This is a genomic window from Cupriavidus nantongensis (genome assembly GCF_041726985.1).
GTDB classification, from domain to species: Bacteria; Pseudomonadota; Gammaproteobacteria; order Burkholderiales; family Burkholderiaceae; genus Cupriavidus; species Cupriavidus nantongensis_A.
In genome coordinates, this window is record NZ_CP168302.1 from 177,608 (window position 1) to 199,669 (window position 22,062).

The 22,062-nt window shown below is 71.0% G+C and carries 3 protein-coding genes; all 3 read left to right on the plus strand.

What is annotated here, in order from left to right:
• The first annotated feature begins 8 nt into the window (after window positions 1-8).
• The 3 genes from ACEI37_RS00745 to ACEI37_RS00755 all read left to right on the plus strand — a co-directional run bounded on the left by ACEI37_RS00745 (window position 9) and on the right by ACEI37_RS00755 (window position 21,980).
• A complete protein-coding gene (locus ACEI37_RS00745; RefSeq protein WP_373376862.1) occupies window positions 9-7,802 on the plus strand; it encodes an amino acid adenylation domain-containing protein in 7,794 nt (2,597 codons plus the stop codon).
• Window positions 7,803-19,673: an amino acid adenylation domain-containing protein gene (locus tag ACEI37_RS00750; protein WP_373376863.1), complete on the plus strand. Its 11,871-nt coding sequence runs from the start codon at window positions 7,803-7,805 to the stop codon at window positions 19,671-19,673.
• Between the two features lie 177 nt (window positions 19,674-19,850).
• A complete protein-coding gene (locus ACEI37_RS00755; RefSeq protein WP_373376864.1) occupies window positions 19,851-21,980 on the plus strand; it encodes a TonB-dependent siderophore receptor in 2,130 nt (709 codons plus the stop codon).
• The last annotated feature ends 82 nt before the right edge of the window (window positions 21,981-22,062 follow it).

The window sequence follows — 22,062 nt, forward strand, 5'->3', positions numbered from 1 at the left end:
ACGCATCCATGACGCAATCCTCGACCCCTGCCCGGCAGGCGGCGCTGCTGGCGTTGCTGCTGGCGCAGGACGCGGAGCCGGCCGCCGCGCCGGCCAGTCCCGCGCCCGCCGCGGCGCCGCTGTCTTTCTCGCAGCAACGCCTCTGGTTCCTGCTGCAGTACGAGCCCGGCAGCACGGCCTACAACCAGACCCGAGCCTTCGTGCTGCGCGGCGCGCTCGACCGCCGCGCGCTGGAGGTCGCGCTGCGCGCCGTGATCGCACGCCATCCCGCGCTGCGCACCCGTTTCGTCGCGGACGAGGCCGCGCCCGGCAGCTTGCCCCGGCAGATGGTCGAGTCCGCATCCGCCTTTGCGCTGGCCGAAGCCACGCTGCCCGCCGGCCCCGATGCACTGCAAGCATGCCTCGACGCCGAAGCCGCGCGGCCGTTCGACCTCGGCCAGGCGCCGCTGCTGCGCGCCACGCTGCTGGCGCGCGCCCATGACGACCACGTGCTGCTGCTGTCGCTGCACCATATCGTCTCCGATGCGGTTTCCAACGCGATAATCGCGCGCGACCTGGGCACGGCCTATGCGCAGGCGCTCGCGCACGACGGCGAGATCGCACTGCCCGCCCCCCCCACGACCTTCGCCGCCCATGCCAGCCGCCAGCGCGAACGCCTGGCCAGCGGTGACCTGGACGCCCAGCGCGCGTGGTGGCAGCGCCAGCTGGACAATCACGTGCCGGCCCTGCAGTTGCCCGCCGACCGCCCTTACGGTAGCGAGGTCACGCGCGTGGCGCGGCGCATCGATGCGGCACTGGACCCGACCCTGCTCGGCGCATTGCGCCGCTTCTGCACCGCGCAGCGCTGCACGCCATTCGTGGCGCTGCTTGCCGCGTGGCAGGCACTGCTGAGCCGCTATGCCGGCCAGGACGATTTCGCGGTCGGCGTGCCGCACGCGGGCCGCGACGGCGACGGCCTGGACGATGTGGTCGGCTTCTTCGTCAACACCCATGTCTACCGCTCGCGCACCGCACCCGGCATCAGCGGCCGCGCGCTGTGCGAACAGCTGCGCGCCGACACGCTGGGGGCGCTCGGCCACGCCGACCTGCCGTTGGAAGTCCTGCTCGACGGCATGCAGGTGCCGCGCGTCGCCGGCCGCAGTCCGCTGTTCCAGGTCATGTTCAACCTGCGCACAGCAACGGCACCTGCGGCGCTGGCGCTGCCGGGGCTGCAGGTGCAGGCCGTGGAAGCGCGCCAGACCGGCGCCAAGTTCGACCTGATCCTCGACGCCGAAGACCGTGGCGACGGCCTCGCCCTGAGCCTGGAGTACGACTGCGCGCTGTTCGATGCCGCCACGGCGCAGCGCATGCTGCGCCACTACCTGGCCCAGCTGTGCGGGCTGTTGCACCAGCCCGAACTGCCGCTGGCGGCCATGCCCCTGCTCGGCGACGACGACGCTGCCACGCTGGCGCACCAGCACGCTGCCGGCCAGCCGGCGCGGCACGTTGCCGCCGAGCTCGCCCACCGCCGCATCCAGCGCCACGCCGAGCAACAGCCGCAGGCCATCGCCCTGCGCCATGGCGAGACCACGCTGACCTACGGTGAACTGGAGCGGCGCGCGAACCGGCTGGCGCACCGGCTGATCGCGCTCGGCGTCGGCCCGGAAGTGCGCGTCGGCGTTGCCATGGAGCGCTCGCCGGAGATGATCGTCGGCCTGCTCGCCATCCTGAAGGCCGGCGGCGCCTACGTGCCGTTCGACCCGGCCTATCCCGCCGAGCGCCTGGCCTACCTGTTCGAGGACAGCGGCATTGCCGCCTTGCTGACCCAGCCCGCGCTGCGCGCCCTGCTGCCGCAGCGCGATGGCCTGCCGGTGTTGGAACCCGACACGCAAGACGATGACGGTGCCTGGCCGGAATACGCGCCCATGGTCGAGGTCCGTCCCGAACACCTCGCCTACGTGATCTACACCTCCGGCTCCACCGGCCGGCCCAAGGGCGCCCAGTTGCAGCACGGCAATTTGTCGCGCCTGCTGGCGGCGACGCAGCACTGGTTTGGTTTCGGCCCCGCCGATGTCTGGACGCTGTTCCATTCGTACGCGTTCGATTTCTCGGTCTGGGAGATCTTTGGCGCGCTGTGCCATGGTGGGCAACTCGTGATCGTGCCGTTCCACGTCAGCCGCGCGCCGCAGGAATTTATCGCGCTGCTCCGGCACGAACGCGTCACCGTGCTGAACCAGACCCCGTCGGCATTCCGCGCGCTGCTGGCCCAGCCCCAGCTGTACGGCGCGCCGCTGGCGCTGCGCCATGTGATCTTCGGCGGCGAGGCGCTCGATCCGCAGGCACTGCGGCCGTGGATCGACCACTTCGGCGATGCCTCGCCGCAACTGGTCAATATGTATGGCATCACTGAAACCACGGTGCATGTGACCTACCGTCCGATCAAGCGCGCCGACCTGGACCCGTCCAGCCGCACGCGCAGCCCGATCGGCGAACGCATTCCGGACCTGGGCGTGCGCGTGCTGGATCCCGGACTGAACCCGGTGGCGCCCGGCGTGGCCGGTGAACTCTACATTGCAGGCGCCGGCCTGGCGCGCGGCTACCTGAATCGTCCGGGGCTGACCGCCGAACGCTTCGTGCCCGACCCGTTTGCCGGCGATGGCGCGCGGCTCTACCGCACCGGCGACCTGGCGCGCTGGCTGCCCGACGGTCAGCTGGAATACCTGGGTCGCATCGACCAGCAACTGAAGATCCGCGGCTTCCGCATCGAGCCGGGCGAGATCGAGGCGCGCATCCTGGCGCAGCCCGGTGTCGGCAACGCGGCGGTGATCGCTGCCGAGGGGCCGTCCGGTGCGCGGTTGGTCGCGTATGTGGTGCCCGTTGCAGGGGCGAGGATTGATGGCGCGACACTACGCACCGCGCTGGCCGCGGAACTGCCCGACTACATGGTGCCGGCCGCGTTCGTCGTGCTGGATACCCTGCCGCTGACGCCCAACGGCAAGCTCGACCGCCGCGCACTGCCGGCGCCGGCCTTCGACAGCGCCCAGGACTTCATCGCGCCCGAGGGCGACGCCGAAACCGCGCTCGCCGCGATCTGGTCGGAAGTCCTTGGCCTGCCGCGCGTCGGCCGCGCCGACAACTTCTTCGAGCTCGGCGGCGATTCGATCCTGAGCCTGCAGATCGTCGCCCGTGCCCGCGGCGCCGGCTGGGTGCTGACGCCGCGGCAACTGTTCGAACGCCAGACTCTGGCCGAACTGGCAGCAGTCGCCGCGCCGGTGGTACAAGACGCGATCGATGGCAACGCCGTGCCGGCAGGACCGGTGCCGCTGCTGCCGATCCAGGCGGACTTCTTCGACACACCGATGGCCCGGCGCCACCACTGGAACCAGTCGGTACTGCTCGATTGCCGCGAGACGCCCGAACTTCCTGCACTGGCCGCGGCGCTTGCCGATGTGGTAGCGCATCACGATGCGCTGCGCCTGCGCTTTGCCGAGCGCGACGGCGTCTGGCAGCAGGCGTATGCCGACAGAGAAGTCTGTCCGGACTTGCTGTGGGTGCGACACGCGGCGTCGGAAGCCGAGCGGCTGGCGCACTGCGAAGCCGCCCAACGCAGCCTCGACCTGGCCGAGGGGCCGCTGCTGCGTGCCGTCGCGCTGCAAGCCGGCGAGCGCTGGCAATTGCTGCTGGTAATCCATCACCTGGTGGTCGACGGCGTGTCATGGCGCGTGCTGGTCGAGGACCTGCGCGACGCCTACCAGCAACGCCGACAAGTCCAGCGGGCCGTGCTGCCGGCTCGCACCGCGTCGTACCAGCGCTGGTCGCAGGCGCTGCGCGCCAACGCCGCCACGCGCGACGCTGAACTGCCGCATTGGCAGGCGCTGGCTCAGGTTGACGCCAGCCTGCCTTGCGACGATCCGGCGGGCGCCCTGACCATCGCCGAACGCGATGCCGTCACGCTGACACTGCCCGCCGAACTGACCCAGGCCCTGCTGCAGCGCGCGCCGGCGGCGTACCGCACGCGCGTCAACGACCTGCTGCTGACTGCGCTGGCCCGGGCGCTGTCCAACTGGAGCGGCCGCCCGCAGGTGCTGATCGACCTCGAAAGCCATGGACGCGTCGCCGGTGTCGACGACACGCTGGATCTGAGCCGCACCGTCGGCTGGTTCACGACGCTGTTCCCGGTCGCGCTCGACGGCAGTGGCGCATTCGATGATGCGATCAAGACAGTCAAGGAGCAATTGCGCGCGGTGCCGGGTGATGGCATCGGCTTCGGCCTGCTGCGCCGCTTCGGCTCGCCCGCGCAACAGGCGGCGCTGGCCGATGTGCCCAGGCCAGAGGTGGTGTTCAACTACCTGGGCCAGCTCGACGCGAGCTTTGCCGACGACAGCCCGTGGCGGCTCTCTGCCGACAGCGCGGGCGCCAACCAGGATCCCTCGGCACCGCTGTCGCATCCGCTGTCGGTCAATGGACAGGTGCTGGAGAGCGAACTACGCCTGACGCTGGCCTTCAGCCGGGCACGCCATCGGGCGGAGACGGTCCGCCGACTCAGCGAAGCCTTGCGCGACGAACTCGAAGCGCTGATTGCCCACTGCAATGCGGGCGCCGCGGGCTTCACCCCGAGCGACTTCCCGCTGGCGCGGCTGACGCAGGGCGGGCTGGATGCCCTGAAGCTCGACCCCGCGCAGGTGCAGGACCTCTACCCGCTGTCGCCAATGCAGGCCGGCATGCTGTTCCACAGCGTGCTGGCGCCAGAGGGCAGCGCCTATACCAACCAGTTGCGCGTCGATATCGACGGACTCGATCCGGCACGCTTTATCGCGGCGTGGCATGCCGCGCTGGCGCGCCACGACAGCCTGCGCTGCGGTTTCCTGCATCGCGGCGAACAGCCGCTGCAGTGGGTGGCTCGTTCGGTGCGGCTGCCGGTGACCACCGAAGACTGGACCGGCCGGGACGCCGCCGAGCTGGACCGATTTGCCGCCGCCGAACTGGGCCAGGGCTTCGACCTCGAGCGCCCGCCGCTGATGCGCGTGGCGCTGCTGCGCACCGGTGCGCATCGCCACCATCTGGTCTGGACCGTGCACCACCTGTTGCTCGACGGCTGGAGCACCGCGCAGCTGCTGAGTGAAGTGCTGCGCCACTATGCCGGCGAAACGCTGCCCGCGAGCGGCGGGCGCTTTGCCGACTATATCGGCTGGCTGCAGTCGCGCGACGCCGCCGCGGACGAAGCCTTCTGGAAGGCGCAGCTGGCACCGCTCGATGCGCCGACCCGCCTGCTGGCGGCACTGCCGGCCCCGGAACAAGGACAAGGCCAGGGCGAGCATCACCACGAACTCGACGCCGCCGAGACCACCGCGCTGGCCACCTTCGCCCGCGCGCAGAAGGTCACGCTGAACACGCTGGTGCAGGCGGCCTGGCTGTTGCTGCTGCAGCGCTGCACCGGCCAGCCGTGCGTGGCCTTCGGCGCCACCGTGGCCGGCCGCCCGGCGGAGCTGCCGGCCGCGCAGCAGATGCTGGGGCTGTTCATCAATACGCTGCCTGTGATCGCCGCGCCGCGTCCGCAGCAAGCGGTGGGCGACTGGCTACGCGAGGTACAGGCGCTGAACCTCGCGCTTCGCGAGCACGAGCACACCCCGCTCTATGACATCCAGCGCTGGGCCGGACACAGCGGCCAGGCGCTGTTCGATTCGATCGTGGTGTTCGAGAACTACCCGGTCGATGCGGCGCTGCGCCGCGCGCCGGCCGGGCTGTCGTTCTCCGGCGTGCGCAACCGCGCCGAGACCAACTATCCGCTGGCGCTGGTGTTCGCGCACACCGACACGCTGCGCCTGACCTGCCGCTTCGACCGCGCCGTGCTCGGCGAACCGCAGGCGCGACTGCTGGCGCACAGCCTGTTTGCGGTGCTGCGCCAGCTGGCCGCGGACGCGGCGCGCCCGTTGGGGCGGATCAGCCTCGCCACGGCTGACGCGCCCCTGACGGCCGCAGCAACTGCGGCCCAGCTTGCCCACCATCGCTTCGAAGCCCATGCGGCGTCTGCGCCGGATGCCGTGGCGCTGGCGACGGACGACGTGCAACTCACCTACCGCGAACTCAATGGCCGCGCCAACGCCCTCGCGCATCGTCTGGTCGCACAAGGGGTAGGCCCGGACGTGCCGGTTGGCGTGCTGGCCGAACGCTCGGTCGAACTGATCGTCGCCCTGCTCGCCATCCTCAAGGCCGGCGGCGCCTACGTGCCGTTCGATCCCGATTATCCCGCCGACCGCCTGGCCTACATGGTCGAGGACAGCGGCGTGGCGATGCTGCTGGCGCAGCGGCCCGACGCCATCGCGCCGTTGCCGGCGGCCGTGCCGGTGATCGGCCTGAACGCGCCTTCCCTGTATGAAGGCGAGCACGCCAACCCGTCCCCGGCGCTGCATCCGCACCACCTGGCCTATGTGATCTACACCTCGGGCTCCACCGGACGGCCCAAGGGCGTGGGCGTCTCGCACGCGGCGCTGGCGCATTACCTGCACGGCGTGCTGGCGCGACTGGCGCTGGCGCCCCCATCGCGCATGGCGATGGTGTCGACGCCCGCGGCGGATCTCGGCCATACGGTGCTGTTCGGCGCGCTGGCCAGCGGTGGCGCGCTGCACCTGCCGGCGCGCCGCTGCTTGTTCGATGCCGCGGCGTTCGCGCGCTACATGGCGCAGCACCGCATCGGCGTACTCAAGATCGTTCCCGGCCACCTGCGCGCATTGCTCGACGGCGCGCAAGCAGCCGGGGTGCCGCTGGCCGACGTGCTGCCCGAACACACCCTGGTGCTGGGCGGCGAAGCCACCGACGCGGCGCTGCGGGCGCGCCTCCACGCGGCCCAGCCGGCGTGCCGGCTGGTCAACCACTACGGGCCGACCGAGACCACCGTCGGCGTGCTCGTGCACGCGGCCGGCACCGTGCCGCAGCCCGGGGCAGGCTTGCCGCTGGGGCAGCCGCTGACCGGCACCGGCGCGTACGTGCTGGACGCCAACCTGTGCCCGCTGCCCGACAGCATCGCCGGTGAGCTCTATGTCGGCGGGCCCGCGCTGGCGCGCGGCTACCTCGGCCGCGCGGCGTTGACGGCAGACCGCTTCATCCCCGATCCCTGCGCCCGCGACGGCGCGCGGCTGTACCGCACCGGCGACCGCGTGCGGCGCCGCGCCGACGGCGTGTTCGAGTACCTGGGCCGCGTCGACGACCAGGTCAAGATCCGCGGTTTCCGCGTCGAACCGGGCGAAGTCGCGGCGCAGCTGGCAGCGCTGCCGCAGGTGCGCCAGGCCGCGGTGGTCGCCGCGCCCGCCGCCGGCGGCATGCAACTGGTCGGCTACGCGGTGCCGCAAGCGGATGCGCGGCCCGATCCCGCTGCGCTGTGCCGCGCGCTGGCCGCGACGCTGCCGCCGCATATGGTGCCGGCCACCATCGTGCTGCTCGACGCGCTGCCGCTCACCGCCAACGGCAAGCTGGATCGCCGCGCGCTGCCGGCGCCGGACGCCACCGCGGCCTCCGTCGCGGCGGAGCGGGAAGCACCGCAAGGAGACCTCGAGATTCGTCTTGCCGGCATCTGGCAAGCGCTTCTGCAGGTGCCCGCGGTGGGCCGCCACGACAACTTCTTCGCACTGGGCGGCCATTCGCTGCTGGCTGTCCAGCTCCTGTCCCGGATCCAGGGCGAACTTGGCATCGAGGTGCCGCTGGCCCTGCTGTTCGGCGCCGCCACGCTGGCCGAACTGGCCGCGGCGCTGCCGGCGCAGCAACGCCATGCCGACGAAGCCGCCCTGCTGGAACTGGAAGCGTTCGCCAATACCCTGGAGTCAGTCTGAATGATCGAAGCCAACACCGCGGCCCGTCTGGCCGCGCGCTTTGCCACGCTGGCGCCGGCCCAGCGCCGCGCCTTTCTCGACAAGATGGCCGGGCAAGGCATCGCATTCTCGCAATTGCCGATCCCCGCGCTGCCGCGGCCCGACGCCGCCGCCGGCTACGATGCGCCGCTGTCGTATGCGCAGCAGCGCCAGTGGTTCCTGCACCGCTTCGCGCCGGACAGCGCGGCCTACCATATCAGCAGCCGCGTAGAGCTGCACGGCGAACTCGACGCGGGCGCGCTGCAGGCGGCGTTCGCCACGCTGGCGCAGCGCCATGAAGCCCTGCGCACGGTGTTCCTGGCGGACGCCGATGGCAAGGTGCGTCAACATGTGCAACCCGCAATCAGCATCGAACTGCCGCTGACCGACTTGTCGGCCGACCCCGGCAGCGCCGATGCACGCGCCGCCGCGATCGCCGAGGCGCCGTTCGACCTGGGCCGCGCGCCGTTGCTGCGCGTGCACCTGCTGCGCCTGGGCGCGCGGCACCATCGGCTGGTGCTGGCGATGCACCATATCGTCTCGGACGGCTGGTCGATGCAGTTGCTGATCGACGAGCTGGCAGCGGCCTACCGCGCGCAGCGGCTCGGCCAGCCGCTGCCCGAGGCCGCGCCCGCGATCGGCTATACCGACTATGCGGTGTGGCAGCGCAACTGGCTCGAGGCTGGCGAACAGGCACGGCAACTGGCCTGGTGGCGCGCAACCCTGGAGGGCGCGCCCGGCGTGCTGGCGCTGCCGACGGACCGTCCGCGCCCCGCCGTGGCGGCTTACCGCGCGCAGCGCTGCGAGATCGCCATCCCGGTCACGCTCGCCGATGCGCTGCGCCAACGCGCGCAAGCCAGTGGCGGGACGCTGTTCATGGCCTTGCTGGCCGGCTTCCAGGCACTGCTGTACCGCTATACCGGCAGCCGCGACCTGTGCGTGGGGGTGCCGGTGGCCGGCCGCAACCGCCTGGAAACCGAGCGCGTGGTAGGCCTGTTCGTCAACACGCAGGTCGTGCGCGCACGACTTGACGGCAGCCAGCCGCTGTCCGCGCTGCTCGGGCAGACCCGCGAAGCCGTGCTGGGCGCGCAGGCGCACCAGGACCTGCCGTTCGAGCAACTGGTGGAAGCGCTGCAGCCCGAGCGCAGCGTCAGCTACCACCCGCTGTTCCAGGTGGTACACAACCACCGCCGCAGCGACCGCGCGGCGCGCGTGTCGCTGCCGGACCTGGAAATCGAAAGCGCGCCGGTGGGCGAGCGCACCACAGCGCTGGAGCTGACGCTCGATACGCGCGAGGACAGCGACGGCCAGGTCCATGCCTGCTTCCACTATGCCGAGGAACTGTTCGACGCCAGCACGGCGGAACGGCTCGCACGCCATTACGTGCGGCTGCTGACCCGCCTGGCCGACGCTCCGGAGCAATCGCTCGATACGGTGGATCTGCTTGACGAGTCCGAACACCGCAGCCTGCTGGCGCTGGGCCAGGGCGAGGCGCCTGCCGGCGAGACCCTGCCGGTGCACGCGCACATCGCCCGCCACGCCGCGGCCCGCCCCGACGCCGTCGCCGTGATCTGCGGCGACCAGGTGCTGCGCTACGGCGAGCTGCTGGCCCGCGCCGACCGCCTCGCCGCCGTGCTGAACTCGCGCGGCATCGGCGCCGAGGATCGCGTCGGCATCGCGCTGTCGCGCTCGCCCGACCTGATCGTCGCGCTGCTGGCGGTGATGCGCAGCGGCGCCGCCTATGTGCCGTTCGATCCCGCCTATCCCAAGGACCGGCTGGCCTACCTGTTCGAGGACAGCGCGATCCGGCTGCTTGTCACCGAGCCCGCGCTGCTCGATGCGCTGCCCGCGCCGGCGGCGCTGCCGGTGCTGACGCTGGATGCGGTCAATGAGGGCATCGCACCGCTGGCGGAGCAGCCCGTACACCCCGGCCAGCTCGCCTACGTGATCTACACCTCCGGCTCCACCGGCCGGCCCAAGGGGGTCTGCGTTGCGCACGGGCCGCTCGCCATGCACGTGGCCGCGACCATCGACGTCTATGAGATGGGTCCGCATTCGCGCGAACTGCACTTCCTCTCGTTCGCCTTTGACGGCGCCCACGAGCGCTGCCTGTGCGCGCTCGCCTGCGGCGGCTCGCTGCTGCTGCGCGACGATGCGTTGTGGACACCGGAGCAGACCGCCGCGGCGATGAGCCGCCACGACGTCACCAACGCCGGCTTCCCGCCGGCCTATCTGCGCCAGCTGGCCGAGCATTGCGAACAGAGCGGCCAGCGCCCGCCGGTGGCGCTCTACTCGTTCGGCGGCGAGGCCATGCCGCGTGCCGCGTTTGCCCAGGCACGCTGTGCGCTGGCGCCGCGTACCTTCATCAACGGCTATGGCCCGACCGAAACGGTGGTGACGCCGATGGTCTGGAAGGTGCGCGCCGATGCGCCCGAAGCCGAGTTTGCCGGCACTTACGCGCCCATCGGCCGCCCGGTGGGCGCGCGCCGCTGCTACCTGCTCGACCCAGAACTGAACCTGGTGCCGCCGGGCGTGGCCGGCGAGCTTTACATCGGTGGCGAGGGCCTGGCGCGGGGGTACCTGAACAAGGGCGGCATGACCGCCGAGCGTTTCGTGCCGGATCCGTTTGCCAGCGATGGCGCGCGGCTCTACCGTACCGGCGACCTGGCGCGCTGGCTGCCTGATGGTCAGCTGGAATACCTGGGACGCATCGACCAGCAGCTGAAGATCCGCGGCTTCCGCATCGAGCCGGGCGAGATCGAGGCGCGCATTCTCGCGCAGCCCGGTGTCGGCAATGCGGCGGTGATCGCTGCCGAGGGGCCGTCCGGTGCGCGGCTGGTGGCGTATGTGGTGCCCGCTGCGGGCGCGACCTTGGATGGCGCCACGCTGCGCACCGCGCTGGCCGCGGAACTGCCCGACTACATGGTGCCGGCGGCCTTCGTCGTGCTCGACACGCTGCCGCTGACCCCCAACGGCAAGCTCGACCGCCGCGCGCTGCCCGCGCCGGCTTTCGACAGTGCCCAGGACTTCATCGCGCCCGAGGGCGACGCCGAAACCGCGCTCGCCGCGATCTGGTCGGAAGTCCTTGGCCTGCCGCGCGTCAGCCGCGCCGACAATTTCTTCGAGCTCGGCGGCGATTCGATCCTGAGCCTGCAGATAGTCGCGCGTGCCCGCGCCGCCGGCTGGGTGCTGACGCCGCGGCAACTGTTCGAGCGCCAGACGCTTGCCGAACTCGCGGCGGTTGCGACGCCGGTCGCGCCCGACACGATCGATGGCAACGCCGTGCCAGTTGGCACAGTGCCGCTGCTGCCGATCCAGGCGGACTTCTTCGACACACCGATGGCCCGGCGCCACCACTGGAACCAGTCGGTACTGCTCGATTGCCGCGAGACGCCCGAACTTCCTGCACTGGCCGCGGCGCTTGCCGATGTGGTAGCGCATCACGATGCGCTGCGCCTGCGCTTCGCCGAGCGCGACGGCGTCTGGCAGCAAGCGTATGCCGACGCCGAAGCCTGTCCGGACTTGCTGTGGATGCGCCACGCCGCGTCCGAAGCCGAGCGGCTAGCCCACTGCGAAAGTGCTCAGTGCAGTCTCAATCTGTCCGAAGGGCCGCTACTGCGTGCCGTCGCGCTGCAAGCCGGCGAGCGCTGGCAATTGCTGCTGGTGATCCATCACCTGGTGGTCGATGGCGTGTCGTGGCGCGTGCTGATCGAGGACCTGCGCGACGCTTACCAGCAACGCCGGCAAGGCCAGCCGGCCGTGCTGCCGGCTCGCACCGCGTCGTACCAGCGCTGGTCGCAGGCGCTGCACGCCAATGCCAAAGAGCGCTGTGACGAAATGGCGCACTGGCAGGCGCTGGCTCAGGTTGACGCCAGCCTGCCTTGCGACGATCCGGCGGGCGCCCTGACCATCGCCGAACGCGATGCCGTCACGCTGACACTGCCCGCCGAACTGACCCAGGCCCTGCTGCAGCGCGCGCCGGCGGCGTACCGCACGCGCGTCAACGACCTGCTGCTGACTGCGCTGACCCGGGCGCTGTCCAACTGGAGTGGCCGCCCGCAGGTGCTGATCGACCTCGAAAGCCATGGACGCGTCGCCGGTGTCGACGACACGCTGGATCTGAGCCGCACCGTCGGCTGGTTCACGACGCTGTTCCCGGTCGCGCTCGACGGCAGTGGCGCACTCGATGATGCGATCAAGACAGTCAAGGAGCAATTGCGCGCGGTGCCGGGTGATGGCATCGGCTTCGGCCTGCTGCGCCGCTTCGGCTCGCCCGCGCAACAGGCGGCGCTGGCCGATGTGCCCGGGCCAGAAGTGGTGTTCAACTACCTGGGCCAGCTCGACGCGAGCTTTGCCGACGACAGCCCGTGGCGGCTCTCTGCCGACAGCGCGGGCGCCAACCAGGACCCCGCCACGCCGCTGTCGCATCCGCTCTCGGTGAGTGGACAGGTGCAGGACGGTCAGCTCAAGCTGTCCGTGGCCTATGCCCGCCGCCGCTATCGCAGCGCGACGATCGAAGCGCTCGCGGCGGCGTTGCGCGCGGAACTGGAGGCGGTTGTCGCGCATTGCACCGCCGGGGCTGTGGGCCTGACGCCATCCGACTTCCCGCTCGCCTGCCTTTCGCAGGCCAGGCTGGATGCGCTTGGCCTTGCGCCGCAGCAGGTGCAGGACCTCTACCCCTTGGCGCCGATGCAGGCAGGCATGCTGTTCCACAGCGTGTTTGGCGAGCACGGCAGCGCCTATACCAACCAGTTGCGCGTCGATGTCGACGGCATCGAGCCCGAGCGCTTCCGCGCGGCATGGCAGGCGGTGCTGGCGCGCCACGACACCCTGCGCAGTGGCTTTCTGCACCGGGCCGACCCGCCGCTGCAGTGGGTCGCCAGGCAGGCGGCGCTGTCGGTGCTGGTCGAGGACTGGCGCGGGCGCGGTGAGGACGAGATCGACGCCTTCGCGGACCGCCAGCGCGCACAGGGCTTCGACCTCGAGCGCCCGCCGCTGATGCGACTGGCGCTGCTGCGCACCGGTGCACACCGCCACCATCTGGTCTGGACCGTGCACCACCTGCTGCTCGACGGCTGGAGCACCGCGCAGTTGCTGGGTGAAGTGCTGCGCCACTATGCCGGCGAAGCGCTGCCCGCTACCGGCGGCCGCTTTGCCGACTATATCGGCTGGCTGCAGTCGCGCGACGCCGCCGCCGGCGAAGCCTTCTGGAAGGCGCAGCTGGCACCGCTCGATGCGCCGACCCGACTGCTTGCGGCATTGCCGGCCCCCGAACAGGGCCAAGGCCAGGGCGAGCATCACCACGAACTCGACGCCGCCGAGACCGCGGCACTGGCCACCTTCGCCCGCGCGCAGAAGGTCACGCTGAACACGCTGGTGCAGGCAGCCTGGCTGTTGCTGCTGCAGCGCTGCACCGGCCAGCCGTGCGTGGCCTTCGGTGCGACCGTGGCCGGCCGCCCGGCCGAGCTGCCGGCCGCACAGCAGATGCTGGGGCTGTTCATCAATACGCTGCCTGTGATCGCCGCGCCGCGTCCGCAGCAAGCGGTGGGCGACTGGCTACGCGAGGTACAGGCGCTGAACCTGGCGCTTCGCGAGCACGAGCACACCCCGCTCTATGACATCCAGCGCTGGGCCGGACACAGCGGCCAGGCGCTGTTCGATTCGATCGTGGTGTTCGAGAACTACCCGGTCGATGCCGCGCTGCGGCGCACGCCGGCCGGGCTGTCGTTCTCCGGTGTGCGCAACCGTGCCGAAACCAACTATCCACTGACGCTGCTGTTCGCGCACACCGACACGCTGCACCTGACCTGCCGCTTCGACCGCGCACAGTTGGCCGAGCCGCATGCCGCCCAGCTGGCGCGGAGCCTGTTTGCGGTGCTGCGCCAGTTGGCCGCCGACGCGGCGTGCCCGCTGGCGGAGATCGCGCTGATGGCGCCGCCCGAGGCACGCGCCGCGCTGGCGCTGGGCGCCGAGCCGGAGCCCTATCCCGCCGCGGAACCGGTGCACCGTCTGTTTGAAGCCCGTGCCGCCGCCCATCCCGACGCGATTGCGCTGTGCTTCGGCGATGAGCGCCTGACCTATGCGGCACTGAACCGCCGCGCCAACGCGCTGGCGCATCGACTGATCGCGCAAGGGGTGGGCCCTGACGTGCCGGTCGGCGTGCTGGCCGAGCGCTCCGTCGAAATGGTCGTCGCCCTGCTCGCCATCCTCAAGGCCGGCGGCGCCTACGTGCCGTTCGATCCCGACTATCCCGCCGACCGCCTGGCCTACATGATCGAGGACAGCGGCGTGGCGATGCTGCTGGTACAGCGCCCGGATGCGATGCCGGCGCTGTCCCGTTCCGTGGCCGCCGTCGACCTGGCCGATCCGGCGCTCTATGCGCAGCGCGGCGAGCATAACCCGTCGCCCGCGCTGTCGCCGGAAAACCTGGCCTACGTGATCTACACCTCCGGCTCCACCGGCCGGCCCAAGGGGGCCGGCAACCGGCACGGCGCGCTGCATAACCGGCTCTGGTGGATGCAGGCGCAGTACCGGCTGGGTGGCGGCGACACCGTGCTGCAGAAGACCCCGTTCAGCTTCGACGTCTCGGTCTGGGAGTTCTTCTGGCCGCTGATGACGGGTGCGCGGCTGGCACTGGCGGCGCCGGGCGACCATCGCGACCCGCAGCGGATCGCCGCGTTGATCGCGCAGCATCGGGTCACCACGCTGCACTTCGTGCCGGCGATGCTGCAGGCGTTTGTGGCCGATGGTGCCGTGGCCGCCGTGTGCGCGAGCCTGCGCCACATCGTCTGCAGCGGCGAGGCGCTGCCGGCGGACCTGGCCCGGCGCACCATGGCCCTGCTGCCGCGGGCGGCCCTGCACAACCTGTACGGCCCCACCGAGGCGGCCATCGACGTCACTCACTGGACCTGTCGCGACGACGGCGGGCATGCGGTGCCGATCGGACGCCCGATCGCCAACGTCTGCGCGCATGTGCTCGACGGCGCCATGCATCCGGTGCCCGCCGGCATCGCCGGCGAACTGTATCTCGGCGGCGCGGGCCTGGCACGCGGCTATCTCGGCCGCGCCGCGCTGACCGCCGAACGCTTTGTCGCCAATCCGCACGGCGCGCAGGGCGAACGGCTCTATCGCACCGGCGACCTGGCGCGGCGCCGCGCCGACGGCCAGATCGAATACCTCGGGCGGCTCGACCACCAGGTCAAGGTCCGCGGCCTGCGCATCGAGCTGGGCGAGATCGAGGCCCGCCTGCTCGCGCACGGCAGCGTGCGCGAGGCCGTCGCCATTGCGCTGAGCGGCGACGGACCGGCGCGGCTCGTGGCCTATGCCGTGCCCGCCGCCGGCGCGGCGATCGACACCGACGCGCTGCGCGGCTGGCTGGCGCAGGCGTTGCCCGACTACATGGTGCCTGGCGCCATTGTGGGACTGGAGCGCATGCCGGTCACGCCCAATGGCAAGCTGGACCGCCGCGCGCTGCCGTCGCCGGAGTTGGCCGGGTCGAGCGCCTACGAGGCGCCGCAGCCCGGCGTGGAAGCGGTGCTGGCGGACATCTGGGCCGCGGTGCTGAAAGTGGCGCGCGTGGGCCGCCATGACAACTTCTTCGAACTGGGCGGCGATTCGATCCTGAGCCTGCAGATCGTCGCGCGGCTGCGCGCGCTGGGCTGGCTGCTGACGCCCAGACAGCTGTTCGAGCGGCAGACGCTGGCGGCGGTGACCGAGGCGTTGTCGCCGCTGGATCGCAAGGCTGAGCCGGTGCATGCCGAGGCAACGCCGCGCCGGGCCAGCCTGCGCAGCGAGGACTTTGCGCTGGCCCAGCTGTCGCAAGGCCAGCTCGACCGCCTCGGCCTCGACCCTGCCCGGGTAAAGGACCTGTATCCGCTGTCGCCGATGCAGGCAGGCATGCTGTATCACAGCGTGGCGCGCGCGGATGCCGGCAGCGCCTATATCAACCAGTTGCGGGTCGAGGTCGAAGGGCTCGACCCCGCCCGCTTCGCCCGGGCCTGGCGCGCGGCGCTGGGCTGCCACGATGCCTTGCGCACCGGCTTCCTGCAGCGCGGCGAGCAGCCGCTGCAATGGGTGGCGCACGAGGTAGAGCTGCCGCTGGCCGAACACGACTGGTCGACGCAGCCGCCCGAGGGGCTTCCGGCCGTGCTGGACCAGCTTGCCGCGGCGGACCTAGCCCAGGGTTTCGACCTGGAACGCCCGCCGCTGATGCGGCTGACGCTGGTGCGCATTGGCCCGTACCGGCATCACCTCGTCTGGACCGTGCACCACCTGCTGCTCGATGGCTGGAGCACGTCGCAGCTGCTGGGCGAGGTGCTGAAGCGCTATGCAGGCGAGGCAGTGGCGCAGACGCAAGGCCGCTTTGCCGACTACATCCGCTGGCTGCAGCAGCGCGACGCCGGCGCGGCGCAGGCGTTCTGGGCCGGCCAGCTCGATGGCTTCGACACCCCCACGCGGCTGGCGCAGGCGCTGTCGGCGCCGGCCGGCGGCGAAGGCTACGGGCTGTTGCAGCACGACTGCGGCACGGCGCTGACCGAACGGCTGTCGGCCTACGCCCGCGCACAAAAGGTGACGCTCAATACCGTAGTGCAGGCGGCGTGGCTGCTGCTGTTGCAGCGCTACACCGGCCAGCGCCGCGTGGCCTTCGGCGCCACCGTGGCCGGACGCCCCGCGGACGTGCCGGGCAGCGAGCAGATGCTGGGGCTGTTCATCAACACGCTGCCGGTGCTGGCCGCGCCGCGGCCAGAGCAAGCGGTGGGAGACTGGCTGCGCGAACTGCAAGGCTTCAACCTGGCCGCGCGCGAGCACGGCCACACGCCGCTGTCCGATATCCAGCGCTGGGGCGGCCAGGCCGGGCAGCGGCTGTTCGACAGCATCCTGGTGTTCGAGAACTTCCCGCTCGAAGACGCGCTGGCATCCGCCGGCCGCAGCGGCCTGCGCCTGGCCACGCAGGGCAGCACGGGCCTGACCGAATACGAGATGGACGTCGAGGTCAGCCTGCGCCAGACCCTGCGGCTGGGCTTTACCTACATGCGGCGCGCGTTCGACGCCGCACAGGTGGCGCGCATCTGTGCGCAGATGACGGGGCTGCTGGCAGCCATCGGCACCGTGCCCGGGCAGACCGTTGGCGCGCTCAGCCTGCTGACGCAGGACGAGCAGGCGGCGCTGCTGGCGCTGGGCCAGGGCGAGGCGCCTGCCGGCGAGACCCTGCCGGTGCACGCGCATATCGCCCGCCACGCTGCGGCCCGCCCCGACGCCGTGGCCGTGATCTGCGGCGACCAGGTGCTGCGCTACGGCGAGCTGCTCGCCCGCGCCGACCGCCTCGCCGCCGTGCTGCGCGCGCGCGGCATCGGCGCCGAGGATCGCGTCGGCATCGCGCTGTCGCGCTCGCCAGATTTGATCGTCGCGCTGCTGGCGGTGATGCGCAGCGGGGCGGCCTATGTGCCATTCGATCCCACCTATCCGAAAGACCGGCTTGCCTATTTGTTCGACGACAGCGCGATCCGGCTGCTCGTCACCGAGCCCGCGCTGCTCGATGCGCTGCCCGCGCCGGCGGCGCTGCCGGTGCTGACGATGGATACGGTCGACGATGGCATCGCGCCGCTGGCGGAGCAGCCGATCCACCCCGGCCAGCTCGCCTACGTGATCTACACCTCCGGCTCGACCGGCCGGCCCAAGGGCGTCTGCGTTGCGCACGGGCCGCTCGCCATGCACGTGGCCGCGACCATCGACGCCTACGAGATGGGCCCCCATTCGCGCGAACTGCACTTCCTCTCGTTCGCCTTTGACGGCGCCCACGAGCGCTGCCTGTGCGCGCTCGCCTGCGGCGGCTCGCTGCTGCTGCGCGACGACGCGCTGTGGACACCGGAGCAGACCGCCGCGGCCATGACCCGCCACGGCGTCACCAACGCCGGCTTCCCGCCCGCCTATCTGCGGCAGCTGGCCGAGCATTGCGAACAGAGCGGCGAGCGTCCGCCGGTGGCGCTCTACTCCTTCGGCGGCGAAGCCATGCCGCGTGCCGCGTTTGCGCAGGCACGGCGTGCGCTGGCGCCGCGGACCTTCATCAACGGCTATGGCCCGACCGAGACGGTGGTCACGCCGATGGTCTGGAAGGTACGCGCCGATGCGCCCGAAGCCGAGTTTGCCGGCACCTATGCGCCGATCGGGCGTCCGGTCGGTGCACGCCGCTGCTACCTGCTCGATGCCGAGCTGAACCTGGTGCCGCCGGGCGCGGCCGGCGAGCTTTACATCGGTGGCCAAGGGCTGGCACGGGGCTACCTGAACAAGGGCGGCATGACCGCCGAGCGTTTCGTACCGGATCCGTTTGCCGGCGATGGCGCGCGGCTCTACCGTACCGGCGACCTGGCGCGCTGGCTGCCTGATGGTCAGCTGGAATACCTGGGACGCATCGACCAGCAGCTGAAGATCCGCGGCTTCCGCATCGAGCCGGGCGAGATCGAGGCGCGCATCCTGGCGCAGCCCGGTGTCGGCAATGCGGCGGTGATCGCTGCCGAGGGGCCGTCCGGTGCGCGGTTGGTGGCGTATGTCGTGCCCGCTGCAGGCGCGACGGTCGACGGCGCGCAACTGCGGAGCGCACTCAGTGACGAGCTGCCCGACTACATGGTCCCGGCCGCCTTCGTCGTCCTCGACACCCTGCCGCTGACGCCCAACGGCAAGCTCGACCGCCGTGCGTTGCCTGTACCGGGTGCGGAAAGCGCCGACCAGCACGTGGCCCCGCGAACCGAAGCGCAACGCTGGCTCGCGCAGGTATGGCAGGACGTGCTTGGCGTGCCGCGCGTGGGGCTGGACGACAACTTCTTCGCGCTCGGCGGCGATTCGCTGCTGAGCCTGAAGGTCATTTCCCGCGTCCGCGCCAACCGGGCGCTGGGGCTGGACCTGAAACTGCGCGACCTGATGCGCACGCCGACCATCGGGCAGTTGCTGCCGGACGGCGTGTCTGCTGCTGCCTTGCCCGATGCCACGCCCGCCGCCGCCGCGCTGCGCGTGCTCGCGCCTGGTCCGGCTGGCGCCACGCTGCCGCCGGTGGCCTGCGTCCACGCGGCACTGGGCACGCTATTCGACTACGACCCCATCGTCGCGCAGCTGGGCGCGCAGCGCACGGTCTATGGCTTCCAGGCGCGCGCACTGGCCGATCCGGCATGGCGCGACGCCTCGCTGGCATCGATCGCAGCGGACTATGTGCGGGAATGGCGCGCGGCGCAGCCGCAAGGGCCTTACCTGCTGCTGGGCTGGTCGCTCGGCGCGGCGCTGGCCACGCTGATGGCGCGCGAGCTGGAGGCACAGGGGCAGACGGTCCAGTGGCTGGGCCTGGTCGATCCGTTCGTGCCGGAGCCGCGTTCGCACGCCAGCGCGGCGCCCGGATGGCCCGCGACCCTGGCGGCGTTTGCCGAACGCCTGCTGCCCGGCGCGGAACCGCTAGCGCTGCCGCGCGATGCCACGCCCGAGCCTGACGCCGAAGCCGTGCGCGCCCTGCTCGCGCCGCGCATCGCCACGTCCACGGCACCGCAGGCAGCGCTGGGCGCGGACGAGCTGGCGCACATGTTCCTGGCCGCGCACCGGCTGGGCTTGCTGGCCGCGGCGCAGCGCACGCTGCCCGTAGTAAGGGCGCCGCGCGCGGTCTGGTGGCGCGTCGGCCGTGACGGCGCTGCCGCGCGGCTGGCCGGCTGGCTCGGCGCACCGCGTGAAGAGGCCGTGCTGGACGGCGTGGACCACCACGCCATCGTGCGCGACCCGCGTTTGCTGGCGCAACTGCGAGGCAGCGTCGAGGCCCGCCCTGAGCGCGAAACCGAAGTGCGGCACCCGGCTACCGGCACGGCCACCCTCCCGACGTAGGAGGCTGCGAATGAAATTTCTTAACGCTAATAACAATGATTTGCATTTACAATACGACCGAAATCAAGAAAGCCGAAATCCAGGAGGTATATGTACAGGGGTAGAACGGGTCGCCCGGGCCGGGGTCGGCCAAGCCAGCCACCATTGGCGCTGACGGCGCTGGCGCTGGCAGTCTCCATGCAGTGCGCGCAGGCGCAGGACAGCGGCACGGCGCAGGCGGGTACGGCGGCGGAGGTGCAGTTGCCAACCGTGAGCGTGCGCGCCGACAGCGTGGAGAACTACGGCCCGGCGAATAAGAAGTCGGTGTCCGCCACCAAGTCCGATGTGCCGATCGCCGATACGCCCCAGTCGATCAGCGTCATCACCGCCGACCAGATGCGCGCCCAGGGCGCCCAGCGGGTCGAGGAAGCGCTGCGCTACAGCGCCGGCGTGCGCACCGAGCCGATCGTCGATACGCGGCGCAGCACGTACATGATCCGCGGCTTCACCGTGTCTCAGAACAGCCAGTACTGGGACGGACTGAAACTGCCGGCCTCCGGGGGCTACGGCGGCTGGGAGCTGGAGCCGTACAGCCTTGAGCGCGTCGACGTGGTGCGCGGTCCGTCGTCGGTGCTGTACGGGCAGACCTCGCCGGGTGGCCTGATCAACCAGATCAGCAAGCGGCCGCAGGCGGAAACCGCCAACGAGATCAATCTCAGCTTCGGCAACTATGACCGCAAGGAAATCTCCGGCGACTTCACCGGCGCGCTCGACAAGGACGGCAAGGTGCTTTACCGCCTGACCGCGCTGGCGCGCGACAGCGGCACGCAGACCAATATGGCCGGCGACGACCGCTTCTTCATCGCGCCGCAGATCACGTGGCGCCCCACCGATGCCACCAGCTTCACGGCGTACGCCCAGATCTACCAGGACAACGCCGGCAACAGCGCCAACTTCCTGCCGGCGCTGGGCACGGTCACGCCGCTGGCCAACGGCTCGAAGATCCCGACCGACCTGTTCACCGGCGAGCCCGGCTTCGACCGCTTCAAGCGCGAGCAGTACCTGGCCGGCTATGAGTTCTCGCATCGCCTGAACGATACCGTGACACTGCGCCAGAATCTGCGCTACGGCCACATGTACGTCAGCTACGAGAACATCGGCGGCAACGGCGGGCTGGTGGCGAATCCGCCCAACGGCCCCTACCTGATGCGGCGCATCGGCTTGCGCTCGAACGAGTCGTTCGACCTGTTCACAGTCGACAACCAGGCGCAGATCAAGGTCAGGCATGGCATCTTCGACCATACCATCCTGACCGGCATCGACTACTCGCGCTCGACCTTCAACCGCCTGCGCGGCCTGACCGGCAACACGCCGGCCGCGCAGCCACCGCTTAATATCTTCAACCCGGTCTACGGCAACTTCGTCGCGCCGAACTACCAGACCGACGAGGACACCACGCGCAGCCAGATCGGCTTCTACCTGCAGGACATGGTGCGGATCTCCGACCGCTTCATGCTGCAGCTGGCCGGGCGCTATGACAAGGCCAAGGTCAGCACCGACACGCGCGCCCTGTCGACCAACGCGGTCACCCGCACCGGCAGCGACGACGGCAAGTTCACCGGGCGTGCCGGCCTGCTATGGGAAGGGCCGTACGGCCTCTCGCCCTACGTCAGCTACTCGACCTCGTTCGAGCCGGCCACGGCGGTGCCGCTGTTCGGCGGCGGCACGCCGCAGCCGACCACCGGCAAGCAATACGAGGCCGGGCTGAAGTGGCAGCCGACGGGCAGCCGCAGTTTTGCCCAGCTGTCGCTGTTCGACCTGACCCAGGCCAACGTGCTGACCACGTCGCCGGTGAACGGCTTCTCGTCGCAGCTGGGTGAAGTCCGCTCGCGCGGCGTGGAGCTGGAAGGCACGTGGTCGGTCACGCCCAATTTCAACATCCTGGCGTCGTACACCTACACCGACGCCGAGGTCACCAAGGCCGGCCCGAACGCCCCCAACGCCGGCAAGACGCCGCAATACGTGCCGCGCCACATGGCCTCGCTGTGGGCCGACTACCGACTGTCCCGCGGCTTCCTCGCCGGGGTCTGGCTGGGCGGCGGCGTGCGCTACGTCAGCAAGACCTACGACCAGACCAACGTGACCGAGGTGCCGGGCTTCACGCTGGTCGACCTGGCCGCGAGCTATTCGTTTGCCCGGCACTACACGCTGCGGCTGAACGTCAACAACCTGTTCGACAAGACCTACGTCGCCGCCTGCGACAGCGCCACCAACTGCTACTACGGGCGCCGCCGCACCATCATCGGCACGGTGACGTACCGCTGGTAAGCACGGCATGGCCGTACCTGGCAACCCCTAGCGGCAGGCACGGCCCCGCACCCCGCACGGGTGCGGGGCCGTGGCCTTGCAG

Coding starts and splice junctions, on each gene's coding strand:
- ACEI37_RS00745 (WP_373376862.1), top strand. CDS start 9: ATGACGCAATCCTCGACCCCTGCCCGGCAGGCGGCGCTGCTGGCGTTG.
- ACEI37_RS00750 (WP_373376863.1), top strand. CDS start 7,803: ATGATCGAAGCCAACACCGCGGCCCGTCTGGCCGCGCGCTTTGCCACG.
- ACEI37_RS00755 (WP_373376864.1), top strand. CDS start 19,851: ATGCAGTGCGCGCAGGCGCAGGACAGCGGCACGGCGCAGGCGGGTACG.